Below are 23,043 nucleotides of genomic sequence, written 5' to 3' on the forward strand. Positions count from 1 at the left end.
GCCGAGCGGGGGAAATTCGCTCGTGCGGTGTCGGGGGTGACCCGTAGGGTTTTCGGACATGACCGCACCCGTGATCGAGGCCACCGGCCTGGTGAAGACGTTTGGCGACTTCGTCGCCGTCGACGACGTGAGCTTCGAGGTCCCGAGAGGCACGGTCTTCGGGCTCCTGGGACCCAACGGCGCCGGCAAGACGACCACCGTCCGCATGATGACCACCCTCGCGATCCCGACCAGCGGGTCCGCCCGCGTCGCCGGGTACGACGTCGTGACCCAGCCCGACGCCGTGCGCGCGAGCATGGGCCTCACTGCGCAGGGCGCGACCGTCGACGACCTGCTGACCGGCCGGGAAAATCTGCGGCTCATCGGCGACCTCTACGGGTTGCCCGGTCGCGAGGTGAAGCGGCGCGCCGACGATCTGCTCGAGCGCTTTTCGCTCACCGAGGCGGGCAACAAGGTGGTCAAGGACTACTCCGGCGGCATGCGGCGACGCATCGACCTGGCCGTCAGCCTCATCGCGCACCCGGCCGTGCTCTTCCTCGACGAGCCGACGACCGGCCTCGACCCGCGCAGCCGGGTCGAGCTGTGGGACGTGCTGCGTGACCTCGTGCGTGACGGCACCACCCTGCTGCTCACCACTCAGTACCTTGATGAGGCCGACCAGCTGGCCGACCGCGTGTGCGTCATCGACCACGGTCAGATCATCGCCCAGGGCACCCCGCTGGAGCTGAAGAACCAGTCGGGCGCGACGAGCCTGGTCGTCACCGTGTCGCGGCACGACGAGGTGTCCCGGGCTGCCGACCTGGTCCGTGGAGTCGTCGGCGACCTCCACGTCGACTCCGACGCCCGTCGTCTCACCGCGCCGGGCGCGGAGGTCTCGGAGCTGACCCGCATCGCGGCGGTGCTCGACGGCGTGGGCATCGAGGTCGACGACCTGGGCATGCAGCGTCCCAGCCTCGACGACGTCTTCCTCTCCCTCACGGGCCACATGGCCGAGGAGACCAGCAACCAGGAGGTCCCCCAATGAGCGTGGCCACACCGACCACCGGCGCTGGCCGGGTCCGTCAGATCACGACACTCGTGCGTCGCAACCTCACGCACATCAAGCGTCAGCCCGAGATGCTCACCGATGTCACGATCCAGCCGATCATGTTCGTGCTGCTCTTCGCCTTCGTCTTCGGCGGCTCGATCCAGATCCCCGGCGTCGACTACAAGCCATGGCTGCTGCCGGGGATCATGGCGCAGACCATCGCCTTCAGCTCCTTCATCGTCGCCATCGGCCTCAACACCGACATCAGCAAGGGCATGGTCGACCGGCTCCGCTCCCTGCCGATCCGACGCTCCTCGATCCTCATCTCGCGCAGCATCGCCGCCCTCATCCACTCGAGCATCGGTGTCGCGGTCATGTCGGTGACGGGTCTCTTCATCGGCTGGCGCCTGCACGAGGGCGTGATCCACTCACTGATCGGCTACGCGCTGCTGCTGCTCTTCGGCTTCGCGATGATCTGGATCGGCATCCTCGTCGGCTCCGCGATGCGCTCGGTCGAGGCGGTCAACGGCCTGATGTTCACGACGATCTTCCCGATCACCTTCTTGTCCAATGCCTTCGCCCGCACCGACGTCATGCCGTCGTGGCTGCGCACGATCGCCGAGTGGAACCCCATCAGCTCCCTCAGCCAGGCCATGCGGGACAACTGGGGTGTCGCCGGTCAGCCACTGCGACCCGATGCCCCGTGGCCACTGCACCACCCGGAGCTGGCGACGATCATCTGGTCCGTCGGCATCACCCTGGTCATCGCTCCACTGGCCCTGCGTGCCTTCAACGCGCGCACCACCGACTGAGGGTGGCTGCAGATCAGCGAGAGCCGTGACCCAGGACCAGGGCCGCGAGCTGGGTGCGTGAGCGCAGCCCGGTCTTGCGATAGATCCGCGTCAGGGTGCCCTCGACCGTCTTGACGCTCAGGTGCAGCCGCTGGGCGATCTCCCGGTTGCTCGCGCCGTCGGCGACGAGCCCGGCGACCTGCTGCTCGGTGAGGGTCAGCAGCGCGAGCGCGTCCTGCCCCTCGGGCTCCTCCGGCTCCAGCGTGTGCAGCGCCGCACCGTCGGGGAAGCGGGCCTGGACCCACGCCGTCCACGGCTCCGCGTGGAGCGGACGCAGGACCTCGCGAGCCCGTGCCGCGGCCTCGCGGCTGCGCCCCGACCGCCGGGCACGCCGCTCGACGTGGGCGAGTGTGACGAGCGACCTCGCCTCCTCGATGGGCAGCCGCCTCTCGGCAGCCTGCGTCGCCGATCGGGTCGCCAGTCGGCGGGCCTCGTCGAGGTCCCCGCTCGCCGCGCAGATCTCCGCCTCGGCACGATCGGCTGCGATGTCGACACCGGGCGCACCGTCCCAGGCGTCGACGGCCTCCCGGATGGCGGCGAGGACCTCTCGGGCCTCGTCGACCTCACCGGCCAGGGCGAGCGCGGTGACGCCGTCGGCGTGCCACCGCAGGGAGGTCATGTCCCCGATGCCGCTCGCCGCATCGATCTCCCGCAGCTCACGGAAGGCGGCCACCGCCTCGTCCAGCCCGTCCAGGTGCAGTCGGGCCAGACCCAGGTGGGCCAGCTGCCGGCGCAGGTACCGCTCGTCGCCCTGCTGCCGGGCCAGCTCGACACCCCGTGCACTCACCGTGGCGGCCCGCTCGAAGGAGCCACCCACGCTCTCGGCGATGGCCTCGATGTACCAGGTCGTCGCGACCGGGGTGTCGAAGTGGGTCGCCGCCCGGGTGGCCCGCCCGGCCAGCTCCAGCGCCTCGCGGCCACGGCCCTGGCGGGCCACGACCTCGACGAGGCTGCGCAGGACGTGGACCGTGTCGTAGCCGGCGTCGGGCCCGACCCCGTCGAGCATGTCGACGAACTCCGACCGCGCCCGGCGCAGGTCGTCGTCGTGGAGGGCGAATCGGGCCGCGATGTACCTCGCGGAGGTGTGCACCTGGCCGGGACGTGTCGGGCCGGCGAGGGCCGACGCCTGCTCGATGAGCCCGCGGGCACTCCCTTCGCCCAGGGTGTGGCTGGCAGCGGCGGCGACGGTCAGGGCGTCGACCTCCAGGTCGGGCCGGCCGGCCTTCGCGGCCAGGTCCACCGCGCGCTGTGCCAGCTCGAGGGCCGTGCGCAGGTCGTGCGTACCCAGGAGGATGCGGGCCCGCTGGAGCAGCACGCGGGCCTGGAGCTCCGGGTACCGCTCGGACGCGTGCATGGCCGCGATGAGGATCTCGTCCGGGGAGCTGGCGTCGAGCTCGAGCAGCGCGAGGTCGGCCCGCACCCGCTGGTGCGGCTCGGTGAGCTCGGCGGCGCTCTCGATGGCGCGGTGCAGGACCCGCGTCTCCTTGCCGATCACCGCGTTCTCGAGGCAGCAGGTGATCCACTCGGCTCGCTCGGGAGTGCCCGCGTCGGCGGCGATCAGGTACAGCTGGGCCGCCAGGTCGTGCTCACCACGAGCGGCGGTCGCACTCGCCGAGGAGGCCAGGTCCGAGGGGGAGGTCCCCGGATCACCGGCAAGGGCCAGGTGGTAGCGGGCGAGCGCCGGGTTGGCCGCGTGCTCGGCCAGCTCACGGTGCAACCGGATCAGCTCGTCGCTGTCGACCGACTCCAGGAGCACGTCCCCGAGCGCCCCCGGCGTCAGCCGCAGGTAGTCGTCCTCGGACACGAGGAGCGAGAGGTGCTTGGCCGTGCGGATGCTGGCCACGGCATCACTGCCGCCGAGCGTCGTCAGCACGGAGATCGTCGGCTGGTGCATGGCCGCGATCCGGCGCAAGGTCGTCAGCACGGTCTTTGACAGGCCCTGGACCCGCTCGCGCGCCCGGCTGTACTCGGCACGGGAGATGCTCGCCGGCGAGAGCAGGTCGGCGGTCTCGGCGATCTCGTGCGCGAGACCGGGGTTGCCGCCGGACTCGCGGTGGGCCCACAGCGCGGTGTCGGTGGGCACACCGACTGCCGTCAGCATCTCGACCGTGTCCGCGCCGGCGAAGGAGGGCAGATCGATGTGCAGCACCGGCACCTCGCGCGCGTAGGTGGTGCTGGGGACGAAGCCCGTCTCGGGCGAGGGGTCGGCAGGTCCGATGCCGATCACCATGCCCAGGGCGCCCGGGCCGAGAGAGCGGGCCGCGGCGGCACGCAGGGCCAGGGCGCTCAGCTCGTCGAGGTGCTGCGCATCGTCGATGACGAGGACGAAGGGAGCGTGGGCCGCCTGGGCGGTGAGCAGCTCGGTGAGCGCGTCGCCGAGCCGGGTCGGGTCCGTGGAGCCGGCCCGCTGGGTGTCCAGGAGGGTCAAGCGCATGCTGTCGGGCAGCTCGTCGAGGGTCGCCGCGTCAAAGGCCTGCGCGATGACCGATGCCCCGTGGCCCGGCAGTCCCAGGCGCGCGATCCGCACGACGACAACCGTCGGCAGTCCCGACGCGACGAGATCGAGGAAGGTCGAGCGCCCCATGCCGCGCGGGCCGTGGATGGCCACGGCCTGCCCGTCGAGGACACGGGCCGTCACGGACGCGAGCAGACGGGCGCGCCCCACCGGGGCGGGTGTTCCCCCCGAGTCGTGATGGGCAGCCAGGTTCACTCGAGTCGCTCCTCCCTCGCGGACCACTCCAACGTAACCCGCAGACGGCAGGAGAGCGGCTCGGCCCCTCCACCACTTGTCCACGTCACGTCATCGAGGAGCGATGACCTCGCGCCCCATGAAGGGTTGGAGCGCTGCGGGGACGCGGATCGAGCCATCGGCCAGCTGGTGGTTCTCGAGGATCGCGACGATCGGCCGGGTGCTCGTGATCGCGGTGCCGTTGAGGGTGGCGAGGGTGCGGGTGCCACCGCCTTCGGCATTGCGCTCACGGATGCCCAGGCGGCGCGCCTGGAAGGTCGTGCAGTTGCTCGTCGAGGTCAGCTCGCGGTACTTGCCCTGGGTCGGCACCCACGCCTCGCAGTCGTACTTGCGGCTCGCGGGACCGCCGAGGTCGCCGGCGGCGACGTCGATCACCCGGTAGGGCAGCTCGAGGGCCTCGAGGATGCGCCGCTCGATGCGCAGCAGGTTGTCGTGCTCGGCCACGGCGTCCTCGGGCCGGCAGAAGACGAACATCTCGGTCTTCTGGAACTGGTGCACGCGGAAGATGCCGCGGGTGTCCTTGCCATAGCTGCCGGCCTCGCGACGGAAGCAGGTCGACGTCGACACATAGCGGATCGGCCCGTCACGCAGGTCGAGGATCTCGTCGGCGTGGAAGCCCGCGAGCGCGACCTCCGAGGTGCCGGTGAGGTAGAGGTCGTCGGCGGGTAGGTGGTAGACGTCGTCGTGCGCGTCGAGGTAGCCGGTCCCGGCCATCGTCTCGGGGCGCACGAGGGTCGGCACGACGAGCGGGGTGAAGCCCTCCTCGGCTGCGATCTGCTGCGCCAGCCCCATGAGGGCCATCTCCAGCTGTGCACCAGCGCCCTTGAGGTAGTAGAAGCGGCTGCCGCTCACCTTGGCGCCGCGCTCCATGTCGATGGCGCCGAGCAGCTCGCCGAGCTCGAGGTGGTCCTTGGGCTCGAAGCCCTCCGCGGCGAAGTCGCGCGGCGTCCCGACCTCCTCGAGCAGGTCGAAGTCCTCCTCGCCACCGGCGGGGACACCCTCCTGGATGACATTGCCGATGGAGCGAAGGGAGGTGTCCAGCTCCGCCTTGGCGGTGTCCGCCGCGGCCTCGAGCTCCTTGACGCGGGCGGACATCGCGGCGCCCTTGTCCCGCAGACCGGCTGCCTCGGCCTCGAGCGCGGGGAGGTCGGCGCTGTCCGGGTCGGTCTTCTTCAGCTTGCTGAGCCGACCCATCACGGGGCCGAGCTCCTTGCTCGCTGCCTTCTGCTCCGACCGGGCCGCCTCGAAGGCCTGGATCGAGGTGCGACGGCGGTCGTCCGCGGCGATGACGGCGTCGACGAGCGACTCGTCCTCGCCGCGGGCACGCTGGCTCGCTCGGACGGCGTCGGGCTGGTCACGCAAGAACTTGAGGTCGATCACGCTGTGCAGGATATCCGCGATGCGCGCCGGCTCGGACCCCACCGAGCAGTGCGCTCCGGACACCTCGCGCTGAGGTAGCGTCACCGACGTGTCGGACTGGACCCTCTTGGCGCTCGCCATCGCCCTCTCGCTGGCCCTCATCGGCGTCGTCGTCGGGCTCGTTCTGGCCGGCCCCGGCGCGGCACGCGCCACCCGCGGACGCCGCCGGCCGGAGCGCAGCAGCTTCCGCAAGGGGGGCAAGAGCGCGCGCGAGCGGCGCGCGGCGATCATCATCAACCCGACCAAGTTCGACGATGTCGCCCTCGTCCGGGCGGAGCTGACGGCGGCGAGCACCCGACTCGGCTGGGTCGAACCCCTCTTCATCGAGACGACGGCGCAGGACCCCGGCACCGGTCAGGCCCGGCTGGCGCTCGAGGAGGGCGTGGACCTCGTCTGCCCCCTCGGCGGTGACGGCACCACCCGCGCGGTTGCGGTGGCGCTCGCCGGGACGCGCACCCCGATGGGGCTGCTGCCCAAGGGCACCGGCAACCTGCTGGCCCGCAACCTGGACATCCCCGTGGGCGCCGACCTCGTGCCGGCGCTGCAGGTGGCCTACAGCGGCCGCAACAAGGCGGTCGACGTGGCGTGGCTCGAGCTCGACCCCGCGGAGGAGCCGGCCACGGACGACTCGGGCCAGGCCGAGGAGCCGGTCGAGGGCCCGCCCGTGCAGCGTCACCCCTTCCTCGTCATGGCGGGCATGGGCTTCGACGCCGAGATCATGGGCGGCACGAGCGAGGAGTTCAAGGCGCGGGTCGGCTGGAGCGCCTACTTCGTCACCGGGTTCCGCAAGCTCTTCGTCAAGCGCTTCCGCGTGCGGTGGAGCATCGACGGGCGCGTCCAGGAGCCGGTGCTCGCGCGCACGATCCTCATCTGCAACTGCGGCACCCTCCAGGGCGGCATCCAGCTCGTCCCGAGCGGCCGCGTCGACGACGGTCAGCTCGACGGCGTGGTCATCGCCCCCAAGACCCTCATCGGCTGGGGTTCGATCGCGCTGCGCGTGCTCGGGCGCTCAGAGCGTGACGGCAACGAGATGATCCGCACGACCGGAACGCTCTACACGGTCGAGGTCGACGAGCCGCACCCCGTCCAGGTCGACGGCGATGTCATCGGAGAGGCCTCCCGGCTGCGGGTGAGCGTCGACCCGCAGGCACTCATCGTGCGGGTGGCCGGGGCCTGAGCCACTGCGGGTCCAGCCCACAGCTGGCCGCGATGTTCGCCAACCGCTCCAGCTGGGCTCCCGACAGGGTCACGCCGTGCTCCGCCGCCGCTCGCGCCCCGGCCACCGCCCGCACCCCCGGTGCGCGCGCGTCCTCGCCGGAGCCTGCGACGAGACGCAGGATCTGGTGCACGCGGTCGGCCAGGTCCACATCGTCCGTGGGAGCGATGGCGAGCATGAAGAGGCTCACGCCCTGCGCCTCGTCGTGCCGGGTGGGCAGGCCCACCTCGTCCCCGAAGCGCTCGCCACCGGCCAGCACGCCGGTGAGCACCTCGAGGGCCAGGCTGAGGCCGAAGCCTCGGTGCCCGCCGATGGGCTCGAGCAGGCCGGTGGTCCACAGCGAGGGGTCCCTCGTCGGCTCGCCGTCGCTGTCGCGGAGCACGCCATCGGGCAGCAGCTCGCCGCGCTCGTGGTACCCGTCCATCTCGCCGGTCGACATGGTCGTGGTGGCCGTGTCGTAGAGGATCCGCTCGTCGCCCTCACCGGGGGCGGCCAGGGCGTGACCCTGGTTGCCGACGACCCGACGACGGCCCCCGGGCGCTGCGATGAGCGCGGGGCCATTCGTGACGGCCAGTCCGATGCAGCCGCGGTCGGCAGCCAGGTCTGCGAAGTAGCCCATGGCGGCGGCAGAGGTCGCGCCGCGCACGGAGACCGCGGCCAGGCCCTGGGTCGTGGCCTTGTCCACCGCGCGCAGCATGGCGAGGGTCCCGGCAACCTGCCCCCAGGCGCCGTCGACGTCGATCAGCTGGTGGGCCGGACGGTCCTGGACGACCCGGATCCGCGGATCGGGGGTCGTGCCACCCGCCCGGATCCGCTGCACGCACTGGACGAGCTTGCTCGAGACCCCGTGCGCCGGCAGTCCGTGGGCGTCGGCCCACACGAGCGCGTCCGCCGTCCACGTCGCGTGCTCGGGCGGCATCCCCACCCCGACGAGGACATCGCGCGCCAGGTCGTGCAGGTCGCGAAGGGGGATGTGCTGCCGGATCTCGTCTGCGCTGGTCACGCGGCCCATCGTGTCAGCGGCGGCCACTCGGGGCCTTGGTCCTTGTGCACGGAAAACAGGCATGATCCATGTGCACCATCACCCTAGAGTCGTGCCCCGCGGCGTCCTAGCGTGGAGTCATCGAACCAACCCCGGCTTACGAACCGGAAGAGAAAAGGTGACTGACATGGCAGAGCTGCTGTCCCAAGAGGACTTCCGCGCCGCGCTCCAGGATGCGATCAAGGGTCGCGAGGCCTCGACCGCCAACTTCAGCAAGGCTTGGGCCGAGGGCAAGCTCGAGCGCAAGCACTTCGCCCGCTGGGCGGAGAACCACTACCACTACGTCGGCTTCTTCGCCGACTACCTGGGCCTCGTCTACCGCAACACCCCGGACAGCCACAAGGACGCCAAGGACTTCCTCCTGCAGAACATGTACGAGGAGGAGCTGGCCGACATCCGCCACACGGACCTGCTGGTCCGCTTCGCGGAGGCCTGCGGCACCACGGCCGAGCGCATCGAGGACCCGCGCAACATGAACGCCGTGACCCGCGGGCTGCAGGCGTGGTGCTACCAGATCGCCGACCGTGAGCACTATGTCGTCGCGACCGCCGCACTGGTCGTCGGCCTTGAGTCCCAGGTCCCGCAGATCTACACCAAGCAGATCATCCCCCTGCGCGAGACCTACGGCTTCACCGAGGACGAGATCGAGTTCTTCGACCTGCACATCACCTCGGACGTCGTCCACGGCGAGCGCGGCTACCAGATCGTGCTCGAGGGCGCGGACACCCCCGAGCTGCAGCAGCGTTGCCTCGAGGCCGTGCGCATCGGCGCCGAGATGCGCTTCAGCTACACGAAGTCCCTCTACGACAGCTATGTCGCCGAGGACCTCGAGCCCGCCGCGGCCTGACCGCCACGACCACAAGAGCGGGCGCCGCCCCGGCGCCCGCTCTTGCTCTACCCACTTTCGCCCCGCCGGCCACCGGCACCACACCCCACAGGAGCAGGACGATGAGCACCTGGCACGACGTCGGCAACGTCAAGGACCTGAAGCTTCGCAAGAAGAAGGCCGTCGAGATCGACGAAACCCCGATCGCCCTCTTCTACGTCGGCAGCACGGTCTACGCCCTCAACGACATCTGCATCCACGAGGAGCGCCGCCTCAGCAAGGGGACCCTCCTCTTCGGGAAGGTCATCTGCCCCGGCCACCAGTGGAAGTTCGACCCGGCCACCGGTGAACCCGAGGACCAGGACGGGTGCCAGCCCACGTATGCAGTGCGGGTGGCCGAGGACGGCACCATCTCGGTGAGTCTCGACCCCGCGGACAAGACCGCCGACTCGGGAGTGGTGACCACGGCATGAGCGAGACGACCTCCCCCCTTCCCGCCGGCGTCGTCATCGTCGGTGGCGGCCAGTCCGCTGCCGTCGCGAGCCGCACGCTGCGCCGCAAGAAGTACACCGGACCGATCACCATCCTCGGATCCGAGCCGCACCGCCCCTACCAGCGGCCGCCGCTGTCCAAGGAGTACCTCGCGGACGCCGACTCCAGCATCGAGCTCCTGCCCGAGGACTGGACCACCACCAACGACGTGCTCGTGCGCACGGACGTGACCGTCGAGCGCGTCGAGCCCGGGCCGGTCGTCGTCACCACCGGCGGCGAGCGCATCGCCGCCGACGCGGTCCTCCTCGCGACCGGCGGCAGTCCCCGGACCCTCGGCGAGGCCACCGGCGAGCGGATCCACTACCTGCGCACCCGAGATGATGCCGACCGCCTCCGCTCCGCCCTGGGCAGCTCGTCACGCCTGGCGATCGTCGGCGCCGGGTTCATCGGCGCCGAGATCGCGTCTGCAGCACGGGACGCGGGCGTGGACGTCACCGTCATCGAGGCCGCCGACCAACCGATGCAACGCGCACTCGGAGCCGATCTGGCCGGCGTCTGCGCACGCCTCCAGCGCGAGCGGGGCATCGACCTGCAGCTGACCACCGCAGTACGTGCCGTGCGCGAGAGCGCGGACGGCGTCGTCGTCGAGACCGACCGTGGTGAGGTGCACGCCGACCACGTCGTCGTGGCGATCGGGATCGTGCCCGACACCCAGGTCGCCGAGGCCTCCGGCATCGACTGCGACAACGGGATCCTGGTCGATGCCTCCTGCCGCACGAGCATGCCCGGCGTCTGGGCGGCCGGCGACGTCGCCAACCAGGACCACCCCCTCGTCGACGGGCGCGTGCGTGTCGAGCACTTCGACAATGCGAGCAAGCAGGCCTCCGTCGCCGCCCAGTCGATGCTCGGTGCGGACATCACCAACTCCGACCCGCACTGGTACTGGTCGGACCAGTTCGGAGTGAACCTCCAGGGCGTCGGCCACCCCGAGCCCGGGGACCAGATGGTCGTCCGCGGCGACCTCGAGGGCGCGAGCTTCACCGCCTTCTTCATCCGCGAAGGCGCCGTCAGCGCCGTCTTCGCCCTCAACGACGAGGAGACGGTCGGTCTGGCCCGCGAACTCGTCAACATGGGCGCGAGCGTCCCCGTCGAACTGCTCACGGATCCCGAACGGGATCTCTTCGAGGCCCTGGAAGGAGCCGCGTCATGACCCGACTCAAGGGCAACTACATCGGAGGTGACTGGGTGTGGCCCGCCTCCGCCGCCTCCTTCGATCGCACCAACCCGGCACGACCGGACGAGGTGGTCTCCACCGCTCCGGAGTCGACCAGCACCGATGTCGACGACGCCGTCGCGCACCTGGCCGAGCACCGGCACGAGTGGGCCGCCACGTCGCCGGAGAAGCGCGCTGACGTCCTCGTCGCAGCCGCCGACATCCTCGCGACCCAGGCCCAGGACCTCGCCGTCGAGCTGGTCCGGGAGGAGGGCAAGACCCTCGCCGAGGCCACCATGGAGACGACGCGCACCCCTCAGAACCTGCGCTTCTTCGCCGGCGAGGCGCTGCGCATGACCGGAGAGACGTACCCGACCGGGGACGGCAGCCTCGTCTTCTCGCGTCGCGAGCCCGTGGGCATCGTCGCGGCCATCACCCCGTGGAACTTCCCGCTCAACATCCCCTCGCGCAAGCTCGGGCCGGCACTCGCCGCAGGCAACGCGGTCATCTTCAAGCCCAGCGAGGTCACCCCGCTGATGGGTCAGCGCCTGGTCGAGGCCCTCGTCCAGGCGGGGGTGCCGTCGGGCGCGCTCGCACTCGTCCACGGCCACGCCGAGGTCGGACGGGCGATGGTGGCCAATGACGAGGTCAACGCCGTCACCTTCACCGGCTCCACCGAGGTGGGTACTGCCATCCACGGCGTCACCGGCGTCGACGTGCGGACCCAGCTGGAGATGGGTGGCAAGAACGCGCTCGTCGTGCTCGAGGACTCCGACCTCGACCGGGCCGCCGCCATCATCGCCAAGGGAGCCTTCGGGCTCTCCGGCCAGGCCTGCACCGGCACCTCCCGCGTCGTCGTGCACGAGGCGGTCGCCGACGAGCTGGTCCGTCGCATCAGCCAGGTGGCCCAGGCTGCCCGCGTCGGCAACGGGCTCGACGAGGGCGTCACCTTCGGCCCCCTGGCCAACCGTGCCCAGATCGACAAGTTCTGCCACTACGTCGAGGGCGCCACGTCCCAGGGCGCGGTCCTCGTCGACCCGGCCGACCACCAGGCCGACCCGCCGGGTGGCGGCTACTTCGTGCGACCGACGATCTTCAGGGATGTCGACCCGCTGTCGGACCTGGCCCAGGAGGAGGTCTTCTCCCCCGTGCTCGCCTTCATCACCGTCTCGTCCTACGACGAGGCCGTGCGGGTGGTCAACAACACCAAGTACGGACTCTCCGCGGGGATCGTGACCTCCGAGATCTCCCGGGCGATCCGCTTCTCCGAGGACGTCGCCACCGGCCTGGTCAAGGTCAACCAGGCGACCAACGGCATGGCCATGAACGCTCCCTTCGGCGGCATGAAGCACTCCTCGACGCAGACCTTCAAGGAGCAGGCCGGCGCCTCGATGATGAGCTTCTACACCACCGACAAGACCGTCTACTTCACCCCCTGACCCGAGAGGAACAGCACGATGAGTGAGCACAGCGAGACCACTGAGGACCGGCAGCCGGCGGACGACGAGGTCGTCTTCCACAAGGTCTGCCGCAGCGGCCAGGTTCCCGAGGGATATGTCCGGCGCTTCTACGTCGACGAGCTCGAGTGCGCCGTCGCCCGACTCAAGGGCAAGGCGTACGCGACGAGCAACTACTGCACGCACCTCGACTGCCTGCTGAGCAGCGGCAAGCTGCAGGACGACGGCATCCGGTGCTCCTGCCACGGAAGCGTCTTCGAGCTCGAGGGTGGCGAGCCGATCTACCCGCCCGCCACGGCGCCCATCGCCATCTACCAGGTCAAGGAAGAAGAGGGGGAGGTCTACGTCGGCGTGAGCCGCAAGGACATCGAGCACGGCGGACCGCGCCGCAAGAAGCCTCGCGAATGACCTCAGCAACGACACCCGTCGCCCTCGGCCAGATGCAACAGGTCGTGCTGGGCCGATCCTCCGCGATCGCGTCCAGCCACCCACTCATCACGGCCGAGGGCGCTCGGGTGCTCGCGGCCGGTGGCAATGCCATCGACGCGAGCCTGGCCATGGCAGCCGTCAGCTGGGTGGTCCTGCCCGGCCAGTGCGGCATCGGCGGCGATGTCTTCGCGATCGTCCGCGAACCGGACGGCCGCGTGTGGACCGCAGGCGGCAGCGGCTACGGACCCGACGGTGGCACCGCCGACTTCTATCGCTCGCAGGGCCACTCCGCCATCCCCCTCACGGGAGCGCTCTCGGTGTCCGTCCCGGGGGCACCGGCCGCCCACGCCCTCCTGGCCGCGCACGCCCGCTGGGACCTGTCGCAGCTCTGGGCCAACGGGATCTCCTTGGCACGCAACGGCTTCGCGTGCACCAGCAAGAACCGTGCCGACATCACCGAGCGGCAGGTGCCGCTGGCCGCCGACCCCTCGACGGCCGCCTGCTTCCTCCCTGACGGGCGAGTCCCTGCCGTCGGTCGCCTGCTCCACCAGAGGGACCTGGCCGACACGCTCGAGGTCCTCGCCAAGGACCCGCTCTCCTTCTACCGAGGCGACCTCGCCGAGCGCAGTCTCGACTTCCTGATGACCGGGGGTGCCCCCTTCTCCGGCGACGAGTGGGCTGCCGGCGCCGACCTGCTCGCCGAGCCGGCGATCAGCGCACGCTACGGCGACCTGACCCTGCACCAGACACCACTCCCTTCGGCCGGATGGATGGTGCTGCACCAGGCCGGCCTCCTCGACGGGTCGCTCCCCGACCTCGACCTCCTCGGACCCTCGGCGTGCGCACTCTTCGCCGGGGCCGCACGCGCGGCCTTCGACGACCGCTTCGCCACGGTCAACGCGGACAACGGCGCGTGGCAGGAGCTGCTGGACCCGGAGCGGCTCGCCGCCCAGCGCGTCGGCCTCGGGGCCCCGTCCGCGGCTGCGGTCCCGGCACGGATCGACGGCGACACGACGAGCACCGTGTGCGTCGATGACGAAGGCCGCACGGTGAGCTTCATCCACTCGCTCGCCTTCACCTTCGGCGCGCGCATCACCGTGCCCGGCACCGGCGTCGTGCTCAACAACCGCCTGGGTCGAGGTGCCTACCTGGTGCCCGGCCATCTCAACGAGGTCGCTCCCCGTCGCAAGCCGCTGCACACCCTCAATGCCTGGATCGCCGACGACGCCGACGGCCTGCGCCACGCCGGCAACTGTCCCGGTGGCGACGGTCAGGTGCAGTGGAACATGCAGGTGATCAGCCACCTCGTGGACCACGGCCTGGACCCGCAGCAGGCGGTCTCCCTCCCTCGCCTGACCGTCTTCCCCGGCTCCGACGCCGACGTCGTCGACGAGCCCTCCGAGGTGCGGGTCGAGGAGGGGCTGCCGCAGGCCACCCTCGAGAGCCTGCGCACCGCCGGGCACCTCGTCCGGGAGATCCCGGTGCAGCGAGGCGGTCCCGGTGGATCCGCGCTGGCCGTCTCCCGTGACCCGAGATCCGGCGTGCTCTCCGCCGGCGCCGACCCCCGCATGGAAGGAACCGCTGTCGCATGGTGACCCCACCGCAGCTCCCACCGCCACCCCGTCCGCAGGGGCACTACGTCCCCACGAGCCGGTCCGGGGACATCGTCACCACCGCTGGCATGACGCCGCGGGTCGACGGCACGCTCGCCGTCACCGGACGGGTCGGCGACGCCGTCGACCTCGACGGGGCCAAGGACGCCGCCACCATCGCCGTGTCCAATGCCCTCTCCGCCCTCGCCGAGGCGGCCGGTGGCCTTGATCGCATCCGCAGCCTGCTGCGGATGACCGTGTACGTGCACGCCGCCAGCGGGTTCACCCAGCACTCCGCGGTGGCCGACGCCGCGACCGACACCCTCGTCACCTACCTGGGGGGCCGCGGAGTCTGCGCGCGCTCGGCCGTCGGCGTCGCCAGCCTGCCGGGCGATGCCCCGCTCGAGATCGAGCTGACCGCCGTCATCTCCTGAGTGCACGAGCGAAGGGGAGGGGAGACGAGTCGTCTCCCCTCCCCTTCGTCGTGCCGATCACGGCCTGAAGATCTCCGCGGAATCGATGACCCGACCGAAGGCGGACCCGAAGCTCACCAGGGAGGCCCGGTGCAGCTCGGGGGTCGCCGCGGCCAGGCAGTCGGCGACCAAGACGGTGTCCAGCCCGAGCATCATCGCGTCACGGGCCGTGGCCTCGCAGCAGATGTTGGTCTGGGTCCCCGCGATGTGCAGCGAGGTGATCCCGCGCTCCTCGAGGAGCAGCTGCAGGCCACCGTCCGGCTCGACCATCGCGCTGTACCGGTACTTCAGGACCACGTCGTCCTGTGCCGCTGCCTGCATGCCGTGCCACAACGCGTGCCCGTGCGACCCCTCGGCGAGGACACCCGTGCGGAAGTCCATGGCCTCCTCACCGAGCAGGTGCCGCAGGCTCGGCCAGTCCGCCGGCGAGGGTCGACTGGTCGTCTGCACCCAGACCACCGGGGCACCGACCTCGCGGAACCGTCGGGCGAGGGCGTTGATCGGGTCGACGATGTCCAGCGCCGCAGGAGCGAAGCGGAAGCCGACGTCGGGGTCGAGGAAGGCATTTTGCATGTCGATGATCGCCAGCGCCGAGCGGCGCGGGTCCTGGGTCGCGGCCATCAGAAGAGCACCCCCGCAGCCAGCGTCGCGACGACCAGGCCGGAGACGACAGGGATGAAGAGCCGTCTGACGAGCTCGACCACCGGGACACCGGTCACGCCGGCGACCGCGACGAGCGATGACCAGACCACGAGGGTGCCACCTCCGGTCCAGGAGGCGGCGTTCTGACCGATGGCCGCGAGCGTCTCGGGAGCCACGCCGGCCGCCGGGCCGAGGGCCACGGACAGCGACCCGATGAGGGGCAGGCCGGCCCATCCGGACCCGTCGAGCCCGATGAGCATGCCCGCCACCATCAGGGCCAGGCACGTGGCAGGCGCGAAGGCCGGGACGTGGTCCTGCCCGGAGACGATGACGTCGAAGAGGAAGGCCGGCGGGTTGGCGCCCTCGGGCAAGGACATGATCGTCCCGGAGAAGTCACCCACACCCATCAGCACGAACCCCGCGACGGGCAGCACCGCGCCCATCGCCTTGTAGGCGAAGACGAGTCCGTCGACGATGTTGTCGGCCACCGCCTCGAGCGGTTCGGCGGCGCTGAGGAAGCAGATGGCGAAGAGGAGGGCGAAGCCCACACCACCGATGAGCGCTGCCCCCGAGATCTCCTCGAGCACGGCGAAGAGGTCGGTGAACCTGGACAGGAAGAGCACGATCACCATGGCGAGGAACCCGACGGGCACGACGATCGCCATGATCCGCTTCTGCCGGTCCGAGGTGGGTCGCTCCTCGTAGCCGACCCCGTCCCCGACGCTCAGGATCCCCTCGTCCCGGACGGCCTCCACGGGGTCGGTCTCCCGACGGGTCAGACCCGCGGACACCGCGCTGACGACCTCACGGGAGCGCGACAACGGGGTCTCCCCGCTGGCCACCACGAGCTGACCGCGGGAGGTCACGAAGTAGGCCAAGGACGCCGCGACACCACCGACGATCCACGACAGGATGAGCGCCCGGTGGGCGATGAGGTCCGCGTCGAGGTGGCCGCCGCTGGCCGTGATGCCCGGCGCCACGCCCATGACGTAGTCCGAGGCCAGCGCCATCCCCTGCCCGGAGATGGCCACCGCGATGGCCGCACCCAGTCGGGTCAGGCCGGCAGCGATGGCCGCAGGGATGAGCACGGCCGCCAGGATCGCCAGTGTGGGCGTCGGCCAGAAGACGAGCGACATCAGGTAGGACGCGACGAAGAGGACACCGAAGGCCAGGTGCCCGTTGCGCATGAAGCGCACCAACGGGCGCAGCATCCGCGCGTCGATGTCCATCCCGCGCATGGCCCCGGTGAGCGCACCGATGACCGCGAGCACCAGGAAGATGTTGAGCAGCTCGGTCGTGGCCACGATCAGGCCGTTGAAGGGGGCGGCGAGTCCCTTGAAGAAGGACCCGGTGAAGGCCCAGGCCGTGATGCCCGTGGCGATGACGGCCGGGACGATGACATTGCGTCGCATCGCCATGACGACGAGCAGGACGATGACGCCGGCGATATAGAACCAGTGCGCGTGCTCGCTCATGCCGCCACCCCCTGCAGGGCAGGGCGGGTGACGGCGGGAGCCCGCGGGGACGGTGCGATGGGTGTGTGGTCCACGAGATCGACCTTTCGTGCTCGGGTGACGCCCCGGCGCCGGGTGGCGTCGGGACCCGGGCCCACAGGCCCGTCACCGGCGAGGACTGGTGGGCTCTTCGGATGAAGCTCCCGTGGTCTTTCGTGGTGTGGTGCGGTGCCTCTCCCCGCCGCCGTCGCGAGACGGTGGCAGGGCGAGGCCGGCATGCATCGAGGCGAAGGGAGTGTCCCTCAGCCCGTCGTGTCGTCGGAGCAGACGAGCGGCGTGCGCAGGACGACGACCGTGGCCGTCAGCTCCGCCACCGGATCGTAGTCCTTCAGGACGCTCACCACGTCCACGCCGAGGTCGGTGAGGACCTCCGCGAGGCGGGCCTTGGCCGCATCGAGGACCGCCGCGTCGGCCCACCGCCCCAGGACGGCGTCGAACCTCGCGATCGTCGCCAGGGTGGGGACCCGGTGGTGCTCGGCGACGACGACGATGTGGTCATCGCTGATCTGCACCCGCTGCCGGCTCACGCCGGCGCCGGTGATCTCCTGGTTGACGGCGTTGTAGACGCGCAGGATCTCCTGCTTCCACTCCCCGATGGTGCGCGGCGACGGAGGTGACGGCGCCACCCGGGGTCTGCCCGCCCCCTTCGTCGTCATCGGGTGGGTCTCAGGTCGGGGGGTTGGCCGCGAGGTGCTCGGCGAGGGCCTCGATGGCAGCCGCACCGACGGCCTTGTCCTGCTCGCCGTTGCCGCCGGAGACACCGATGCCGCCGATGATCTGACCGTCGTACTCGAGCGGGAAGCCGCCGACGAAGATGGCGAACTTGCCGGGCAGCATGTGGCTGATCCCGAAGGCCTCGTTGCCCGGGAGTGCCGGGCCGTTCGGCTCCTCGTTGAACTTGTGGGTCGCCCGCTCGTGACCGGCGGCGGTGAAGGCCTTGGCGATGGAGATGTCGACCCCGGTGAGGCGCGCGCCGGGGATGCGGTGCAGGGCGATGACATTGCCGCTCTCGTCGACGACGCACAGGGTCTGCTTCACCCCGATCTCATCGGCCTTGGCCCGGGCCGCCGCCAGGATCGGCAGGGCGTCGTCGAGAGTGATGCGGTAGATCGAGTGCATGGTTCATCCTTCGAGCCGGTGTCGGGGGTCTGCCCCCAACAGTGGCCGAGTGCCGGCCCTGACTCAATGGACCAATAGCACGAAAATATGGTGCGCACAGTGCGTAAACTGCACAAATGGACATGTTGGCCCCCGAGGTCTCGGAGCACCTCACGATCGCCCGACTCCTGGAGGAGCACGCCCTGCGCAATGCGGTGCCGATCTGCGACGGCGACCGGACCGCCCCACTGGAGTGGGCCCGCTCCGCTCAGGAGGCACTGGCCAACGCCAGCGACCTGAGCCGCACCGTCATCGTGGGTGACGACGGGGTGCTCACCCCCGAGGTGCTGTCCGTCCTCGAGGAGCGCGATGCGGCACTCGTCCTCGTCCGGGAGCCCAGCGAGTCACGCTGGGCCACGGCCTCCACCCGGCTGCCCGTCTTCGGCTTCACCTCGGGCACGTCGATCGACGGCGTCATCCGGCTGGTGGCCCAGCTGGCCCTGGCGCACGAGAGCCACGTCCTGCGATATGCGACGAGCATCCACGAGCGCCTGGCGTCGCTGCTGCACCGCGGGGCCGGGATGGAGGCGATCTGCCAACAGCTCGAGCGCCTCACCGACTGCGCAGTCGCCTTCCTCGACACCTCCAACACCCTGCAGGCCGTCGCCCGGGACCGGCATCCCTGGCTCGACTCCAGCACTGCCGGGTCGATCGCTCGCAAGGTGAGTGCCGAGGAGGGCAGCCTCCCGCGCGCCCTCGACACCCACCACCAGCCGGTGCACGAGCACGAGATCGACGTCGAGGAGCACACCGTCCAGGTCCTCGTGGCCCCCGTCATGGTCGCCGACCGCTCCGAGGGGTGGCTCGTGCTCATCGCCGCCTCCGACGAGCACACGGCACACGACACGGCCAGCCGCGTGATCGCCCTCCAGGAGGCGGTGTCGATCATCGGCACCGAGGTCCTGCGGATGCGCAGCATCGAGCGCGCCGAGGAGCGGGCACGCGGCAACTTCGTCCACGCCCTGCTGCACGGACGCTTCTCCAACACCGCCGACCTCGTGGCCCGGGCCGCCCACCGCCGCTTCCCCACGGATCGCCGCTTCGGGGTCGTGATCGTCCAGGCCAAGGGGCTCATCGCCGAGAACGACTCACCGCAGCACCTGTCCAACATGGCCCGCACGGCACTGCGGCTGCGCGGAGCCGAGGACCGGGCGGCGCTCTCCGCGGTGGTCGGGGACGTCATCGCCGTGGTCCGCGAGGTCGCGCCCGCGACCCGCTCGGGGGTCGACAAGGGCAGCGGGGAGCTCGGCGCCTATGCCAAGGCCCTGCACCGACGCCTGCAGGGCGAGACCCAACGGCACCTGCTCGTGGCCTACGGACGTCCGGTCGACGGCGCGATGCAGATCAGCGACAGCTATCGCGAGGCGCGGATCGCCCTCTCACTGGCCGACCAGCTCGGCAAGGACGAGCCGGTCGGGTTCCTCGAGATGCGCACCCACGTGGCCCTCCTCGACCTCGCGCTCAGCACCAACGGCCGCTCCTTCGCCAGCGAGATGCTCACGCCGCTGCGCGAGGCCACGGGGGACCTGGACGAGGCGGCACGGACCTACATCGAGGTCGGCGGCAACCTGACCCAGGCATCCCGCGACCTCAACGTCCACCGCAACACCATGCTGTACAAGCTGGACCGCGCGTCCAAGGCCCTCGCCCAGGACCTCCGCGACCCCGAGACGCAGTTCTCGCTCTGGCTGGCGCTGAAGCTCGACCTGCTGGCCAAGACGGCAGACAGCGCGTCGCGGGCCGTCGACTCCGGGTGATGTCGTCCGGCGGTGACGCTCACGCCGGGGTGGACACCGGCTCACGCTGAGGGCTGACTCCGACGAAGCTCACGATCAGGGCGAGCGCCGCCACCACGGCGGCACCTGCGAACATCGCTGCCCTGCCGTCGAGCGGGGTGAGGATCGCGACCCATGCGGCGCCGGCAGTCATCCCGGCGAAGCGCGTGAGGTTGAACAGCCCCAGCGCTGCTCCGTGCGCCCCGGCCGGCGATCGCGTCGCGCCCGTGGCGGCCGGCGTCTGGACCATCGCCATGGCCGCGCCGGCGAGCAGGAGGCATCCGGCGACGGCTGCGACGGCGGGTTCGAGGCCACGGACGACGAGCGCCGTGAGCACCCCGGTCAGCACCATGAGGGACAGGCCGACCCGCAGCACCGTGCGCGGGGAACCGCGCTCGGAGACGCGCCCGACGGCTGGTGCGGTGACGGCCATGACCACGGGCAGGATGAAGAAGAAGATCCCGGCCCGGCTGTACGACAGGTCCATCGGTCCGGTCAGCACGAGGGGGATCGCGACCAGCGAGGTGCCGAGGAGGAACATCTGCGCGAAGGCCGCGAAGCAGCTGCGCACGAAGCGCACCTCCGCGATCAGCCGGAGCGGGATCAGCGCCCGGGGGTTGCCGAGCGAGACCTTGATGAACCCCGCGAGCAGGGCGACCCCTGCCAGCGCGATCGCTGCGTCGAGCCAGAGGGCCACCGACGGCTGCGAGAGCAGGGTCGCCCCCAGCAGCACCAGGCCGGCCCCCAGCGTGAGCATCACGGCGCCCGCGATGTGGAAGTGGGAGGCCCGAGGGGCCAGGTGCGGCACCGTGGCCTGGATGACGACGAGCGCGATGACGGACAGCACCGCGACGAGGACGAAGACCGAACGCCACCCGAAGTAGTCCGAGAGCACGCCACCCACCGGCGGACCGATGGCCTGGCCGACACCGTTGGCAGCGGCCCACGCCCCCATCAACCGTCCCCGGCTCTCCGGGTAGACGACCATCAGGATGCCCATCACGAGCGGAGGGATGGCCGAGCAGGCCAAGCCCTGGACGGCCCGGGTCACGATGAGGAAGGGCAGGTTGGGCGCCAGCGCGGCGGCGACCTGGGCGACGCTCATCAGCGCCAGGGACCCGACCAGGACCCGCTTGCGCCCCAGGCGGTCACCGAGCCATCCGGTGAGCGGCAGGGAGATCGCGAGCATCAGGGTGAAGGCACTGACGCACAGGACCGCGTAGGCGACCGGCTGGTCGAAGTCGGCCGCGACCCGTCGCAGGGGGACGTTGATGATGTTGTTGGACATCGTGCCGATGATGGTGACGAGGAGCAGGGCCGCTGCGGCGACGGCGGCCGCGCGACGATCGGACGTGACACTCACCCGGTGGGTCCCCCTTCTCGCTCCTCGACACGCAGGGGAGGCAGTCGCCTCCCCACACCTACCCTGCAGCCAGGGCCATCGCCCACCAAGTGCAGATGTGCACAGGATCTGCACCCGTCAACTGTGCACCAGTGACGTAGACCACTCGGAGGCACCGTCGGCAGGCTGACGCATCACCAGCCCACCTTCGGTCAGGAGTCACACAATGATCGAGATCACCGCAGCTCATTGGGTATATCTCGTCGGCATCGTCGCGATCCTCGCGACGATGCTCAGTCGCAAGAACATCATCGTCCCCGCTGTCTTCTTCACGATGCTCGTGGGCATCGTGTACACGGGTTCGTTCCCGGCCGGCCTCGCCGCCATCTTCAATGCCACGCTCGTCGCGGCCAAAGAGCTCTTCAACATCTTCCTGATCATCGCGCTGGTGACGGGGATGCTCGGCGCCCTGCAGGCCCTGGGCTCCGACAAGCGGATGGTCGCTCCCTTCCGCCCGGTGATGCGCAACGGTCACCTGTCCTTCTGGACCATCGCGGTGGCCACGTACCTCATCTCGCTCTTCTTCTGGCCCACTCCTGCGGTGCCGCTCATCGGCGCCGTCCTCGTGCCCGTCGCCGTCCGCTCCGGCCTGCGGCCGCTCGCAGCCGGTTTCGCCATCGCCGTCGCCGGGCAGGGCATGGCGCTCTCGAGCGACTACGTCATCCGTGTCGCCCCCGGCCTGTCCGCCGCCGCCGCGGGCGCAGATCCCGAGGTCATCGCCAACCGTGGACTGGCCCTCTCACTGATCACCGGTGGCGTCGCCCTCACCATCGGCTACGCCCTGGAGTTCCGCAGGATGCGCCGCCCCGACCCCGCGCTGCTCGCCGCGTGGGAGGGCAAGGTCGACCAGATCGAAGACTTCATGCACGTCGACTCCCCGTCGACCGGTCGTGGCGAGGCCCTCGACGAGATGGCGCGGGCCGCCCAGGCGCGTGAGGGCGAGCTGGTCAACCCCGACTCGAACGACTTCGACACCCCGGAGGGTGTCTCCCCCTTCGTGTCCAAGCTGTTCGCCATCGCCGTGCCGCTCGCCTACCTGGGTCTCATCGCCTACCTCATCTACACGCTCTCGTCCGGCGGTGAGGACGGAGGGGTCGCCGGTGGGGACGCCGCTGCCCTCGTCGGTGGCATCGCGGCCATGACGATCTTCTTCGCGGCCTTCGCCGAGGGCCGCAAGACCTTCCTCGAGCGCTCCGCGGAGCACGTCGTCGATGGTCTCGTCTTCGCCTTCAAGGCCATGGGCGTCGTCCTCCCGATCGCCGGATTCTTCTTCATCGGCAACGGCGACTTCTCCGGCACGATCCTCGGGGTCGCGCCGAACGCGGACGGTGTCGTCCAGGGCCCCTCGCTCCTCTTCGACGCCGTGCTCGCCGGCCAGAACTACATCCCGGAGAACGGCTACGTGTCGGCGCTCGGCATCCTCGCCGTCGGCATCATCGCGGGTCTCGACGGGTCCGGCTTCTCCGGTCTCCCGCTCACCGGCTCGCTCGCCGGTGGTCTGGGTCCCGTCGTCGGGGTCTCTCCCGAGACCCTCGCCGCGGTGGGCCAGATGGGCAACATCTGGTCCGGTGGCGGCACCTTCGTCGCCTGGTCCTCGCTCATCGCCGTCGCGGGCTTCGCCCGGGTCAACGTGCTCGAGCTGGCACGGATGTGTTTCCTCCCCGTCATGACAGGACTGATCATCTCCACGGTGCTGGCGGTGGCGATCTTCGGCTAGCGGATCCATCGCCACCGGGCTCCCCCCTGCACACCAGAACCTCCCCTGC

The 23,043-nt window shown here is 70.6% G+C and carries 20 protein-coding genes; 12 read left to right on the forward strand and 8 right to left on the reverse strand.

All coding sequences use genetic code 11. The features are described 5' to 3' along the window. Positions 1-58 precede the first annotated feature (58 nt). Together JLI01S_RS09370 and JLI01S_RS09375 are read left to right on the forward strand one after the other, a co-directional pair. Entirely contained in the window at positions 59-1,024 is a 966-nt protein-coding gene (locus tag JLI01S_RS09370) for an ATP-binding cassette domain-containing protein (RefSeq protein ID WP_068263697.1), read from the forward strand. After that, a complete protein-coding gene (locus tag JLI01S_RS09375) occupies positions 1,021-1,839 on the forward strand; it encodes an ABC transporter permease (RefSeq protein WP_068263698.1) in 819 nt (272 codons plus the stop codon). Before JLI01S_RS09370 ends, JLI01S_RS09375 begins: the two co-directional genes overlap by 4 nt. A gap of 13 nt (positions 1,840-1,852) precedes the next feature. Here the strand turns inward: JLI01S_RS09375 and JLI01S_RS09380 are convergent, their stop codons facing one another. Then, positions 1,853-4,672: a helix-turn-helix transcriptional regulator gene (locus JLI01S_RS09380; RefSeq protein WP_084349333.1), complete on the reverse strand. Its 2,820-nt coding sequence runs from the start codon at positions 4,670-4,672 to the stop codon at positions 1,853-1,855. A 6-nt stretch (positions 4,673-4,678) separates the two neighbouring features. Continuing rightward, complete coding sequence (gene serS, locus JLI01S_RS09385) at positions 4,679-6,007, reverse strand: serine--tRNA ligase (protein WP_068263798.1); 1,329 nt, start codon at positions 6,005-6,007, stop codon at positions 4,679-4,681. An 88-nt stretch (positions 6,008-6,095) separates the two neighbouring features. Between serS and JLI01S_RS09390 the strand changes: the two genes are divergently transcribed. Further along, on the forward strand, positions 6,096-7,223 hold the full coding sequence (locus tag JLI01S_RS09390; protein WP_068263704.1) for a diacylglycerol/lipid kinase family protein: 1,128 nt from the start codon (positions 6,096-6,098) through the stop codon (positions 7,221-7,223). On the opposite strand, the gene JLI01S_RS09395 is transcribed toward JLI01S_RS09390, so the two are convergent. Next, positions 7,198-8,265, reverse strand: coding sequence for an Ldh family oxidoreductase (locus JLI01S_RS09395; RefSeq protein WP_169797313.1), 1,068 nt, complete (start codon positions 8,263-8,265; stop codon positions 7,198-7,200). The genes JLI01S_RS09390 and JLI01S_RS09395 overlap by 26 nt on opposite strands. A 166-nt stretch (positions 8,266-8,431) precedes the next feature. On the opposite strand from JLI01S_RS09395, the gene JLI01S_RS09400 reads away from it, so the two are divergent. The 7 genes from JLI01S_RS09400 (at position 8,432) to JLI01S_RS09430 (ending at position 14,747) form a co-directional block, all read left to right on the forward strand. Beyond that, positions 8,432-9,151, forward strand: coding sequence for an iron-containing redox enzyme family protein (locus JLI01S_RS09400; RefSeq protein ID WP_068263710.1), 720 nt, complete (start codon positions 8,432-8,434; stop codon positions 9,149-9,151). 101 nt (positions 9,152-9,252) lie between these two features. Beyond that, entirely contained in the window at positions 9,253-9,603 is a 351-nt protein-coding gene (locus JLI01S_RS09405; RefSeq protein WP_068263713.1) for a Rieske (2Fe-2S) protein, read from the forward strand. Continuing rightward, a complete protein-coding gene (locus JLI01S_RS09410) occupies positions 9,600-10,832 on the forward strand; it encodes an NAD(P)/FAD-dependent oxidoreductase (RefSeq protein WP_068263716.1) in 1,233 nt (410 codons plus the stop codon). The genes JLI01S_RS09405 and JLI01S_RS09410 overlap by 4 nt, the downstream gene beginning before the upstream one ends. Next, positions 10,829-12,274 (forward strand): aldehyde dehydrogenase family protein, encoded by a 1,446-nt coding sequence (locus JLI01S_RS09415; RefSeq protein ID WP_068263719.1) that lies wholly within the window; start codon positions 10,829-10,831, stop codon positions 12,272-12,274. The genes JLI01S_RS09410 and JLI01S_RS09415 overlap by 4 nt, the downstream gene beginning before the upstream one ends. An 18-nt stretch (positions 12,275-12,292) precedes the next feature. Next, complete coding sequence (locus tag JLI01S_RS09420; protein WP_068263722.1) at positions 12,293-12,700, forward strand: Rieske (2Fe-2S) protein; 408 nt, start codon at positions 12,293-12,295, stop codon at positions 12,698-12,700. Continuing rightward, entirely contained in the window at positions 12,697-14,316 is a 1,620-nt protein-coding gene (locus JLI01S_RS09425) for a gamma-glutamyltransferase family protein (protein ID WP_218005492.1), read from the forward strand. The genes JLI01S_RS09420 and JLI01S_RS09425 overlap by 4 nt, the downstream gene beginning before the upstream one ends. Continuing rightward, entirely contained in the window at positions 14,310-14,747 is a 438-nt protein-coding gene (locus JLI01S_RS09430) for a RidA family protein (RefSeq protein WP_068263731.1), read from the forward strand. Before JLI01S_RS09425 ends, JLI01S_RS09430 begins: the two co-directional genes overlap by 7 nt. 57 nt (positions 14,748-14,804) lie before the next feature. Here JLI01S_RS09430 and JLI01S_RS09435 read toward each other — a convergent pair whose 3' ends face one another. From JLI01S_RS09435 to JLI01S_RS09450, 4 genes are all read right to left on the reverse strand, one after another. Continuing rightward, positions 14,805-15,407 (reverse strand): cysteine hydrolase family protein, encoded by a 603-nt coding sequence (locus JLI01S_RS09435; protein WP_068263733.1) that lies wholly within the window; start codon positions 15,405-15,407, stop codon positions 14,805-14,807. Continuing rightward, complete coding sequence (locus JLI01S_RS09440; protein WP_068263737.1) at positions 15,407-16,903, reverse strand: hypothetical protein; 1,497 nt, start codon at positions 16,901-16,903, stop codon at positions 15,407-15,409. The genes JLI01S_RS09435 and JLI01S_RS09440 overlap by 1 nt, the downstream gene beginning before the upstream one ends. Before the next feature lie 281 nt (positions 16,904-17,184). After that, positions 17,185-17,598 carry a Na-translocating system protein MpsC family protein gene (locus JLI01S_RS09445; protein ID WP_084349335.1) on the reverse strand — a complete coding sequence of 138 codons (414 nt, stop codon included), beginning with the start codon at positions 17,596-17,598 and terminating at the stop codon, positions 17,185-17,187. Positions 17,599-17,608: 10 nt separating this feature from the next. Beyond that, the gene (locus tag JLI01S_RS09450) at positions 17,609-18,061 is read right to left on the reverse strand and encodes a GlcG/HbpS family heme-binding protein (RefSeq protein ID WP_068263740.1); all 453 of its coding nucleotides are present in this window, start codon (positions 18,059-18,061) and stop codon (positions 17,609-17,611) included. A gap of 116 nt (positions 18,062-18,177) precedes the next feature. Here JLI01S_RS09450 and JLI01S_RS09455 point away from each other — a divergent pair, with 116 nt between their 5' ends. Then, positions 18,178-19,857 carry a PucR family transcriptional regulator gene (locus JLI01S_RS09455; protein ID WP_068263742.1) on the forward strand — a complete coding sequence of 560 codons (1,680 nt, stop codon included), beginning with the start codon at positions 18,178-18,180 and terminating at the stop codon, positions 19,855-19,857. Positions 19,858-19,876: 19 nt separating this feature from the next. Here JLI01S_RS09455 and JLI01S_RS09460 read toward each other — a convergent pair whose 3' ends face one another. After that, positions 19,877-21,238, reverse strand: coding sequence for an MFS transporter (locus JLI01S_RS09460; RefSeq protein ID WP_068263745.1), 1,362 nt, complete (start codon positions 21,236-21,238; stop codon positions 19,877-19,879). Between the two features lie 205 nt (positions 21,239-21,443). Between JLI01S_RS09460 and JLI01S_RS09465 the strand changes: the two genes are divergently transcribed. Then, positions 21,444-22,994 (forward strand): hypothetical protein, encoded by a 1,551-nt coding sequence (locus JLI01S_RS09465; RefSeq protein ID WP_068263748.1) that lies wholly within the window; start codon positions 21,444-21,446, stop codon positions 22,992-22,994. The last annotated feature ends 49 nt before the right edge of the window (positions 22,995-23,043 follow it).

It is taken from the genome of Janibacter limosus NBRC 16128 (genome assembly GCF_001570985.1).
Lineage (GTDB): Bacteria > Actinomycetota > Actinomycetes > Actinomycetales > Dermatophilaceae > Janibacter > Janibacter limosus.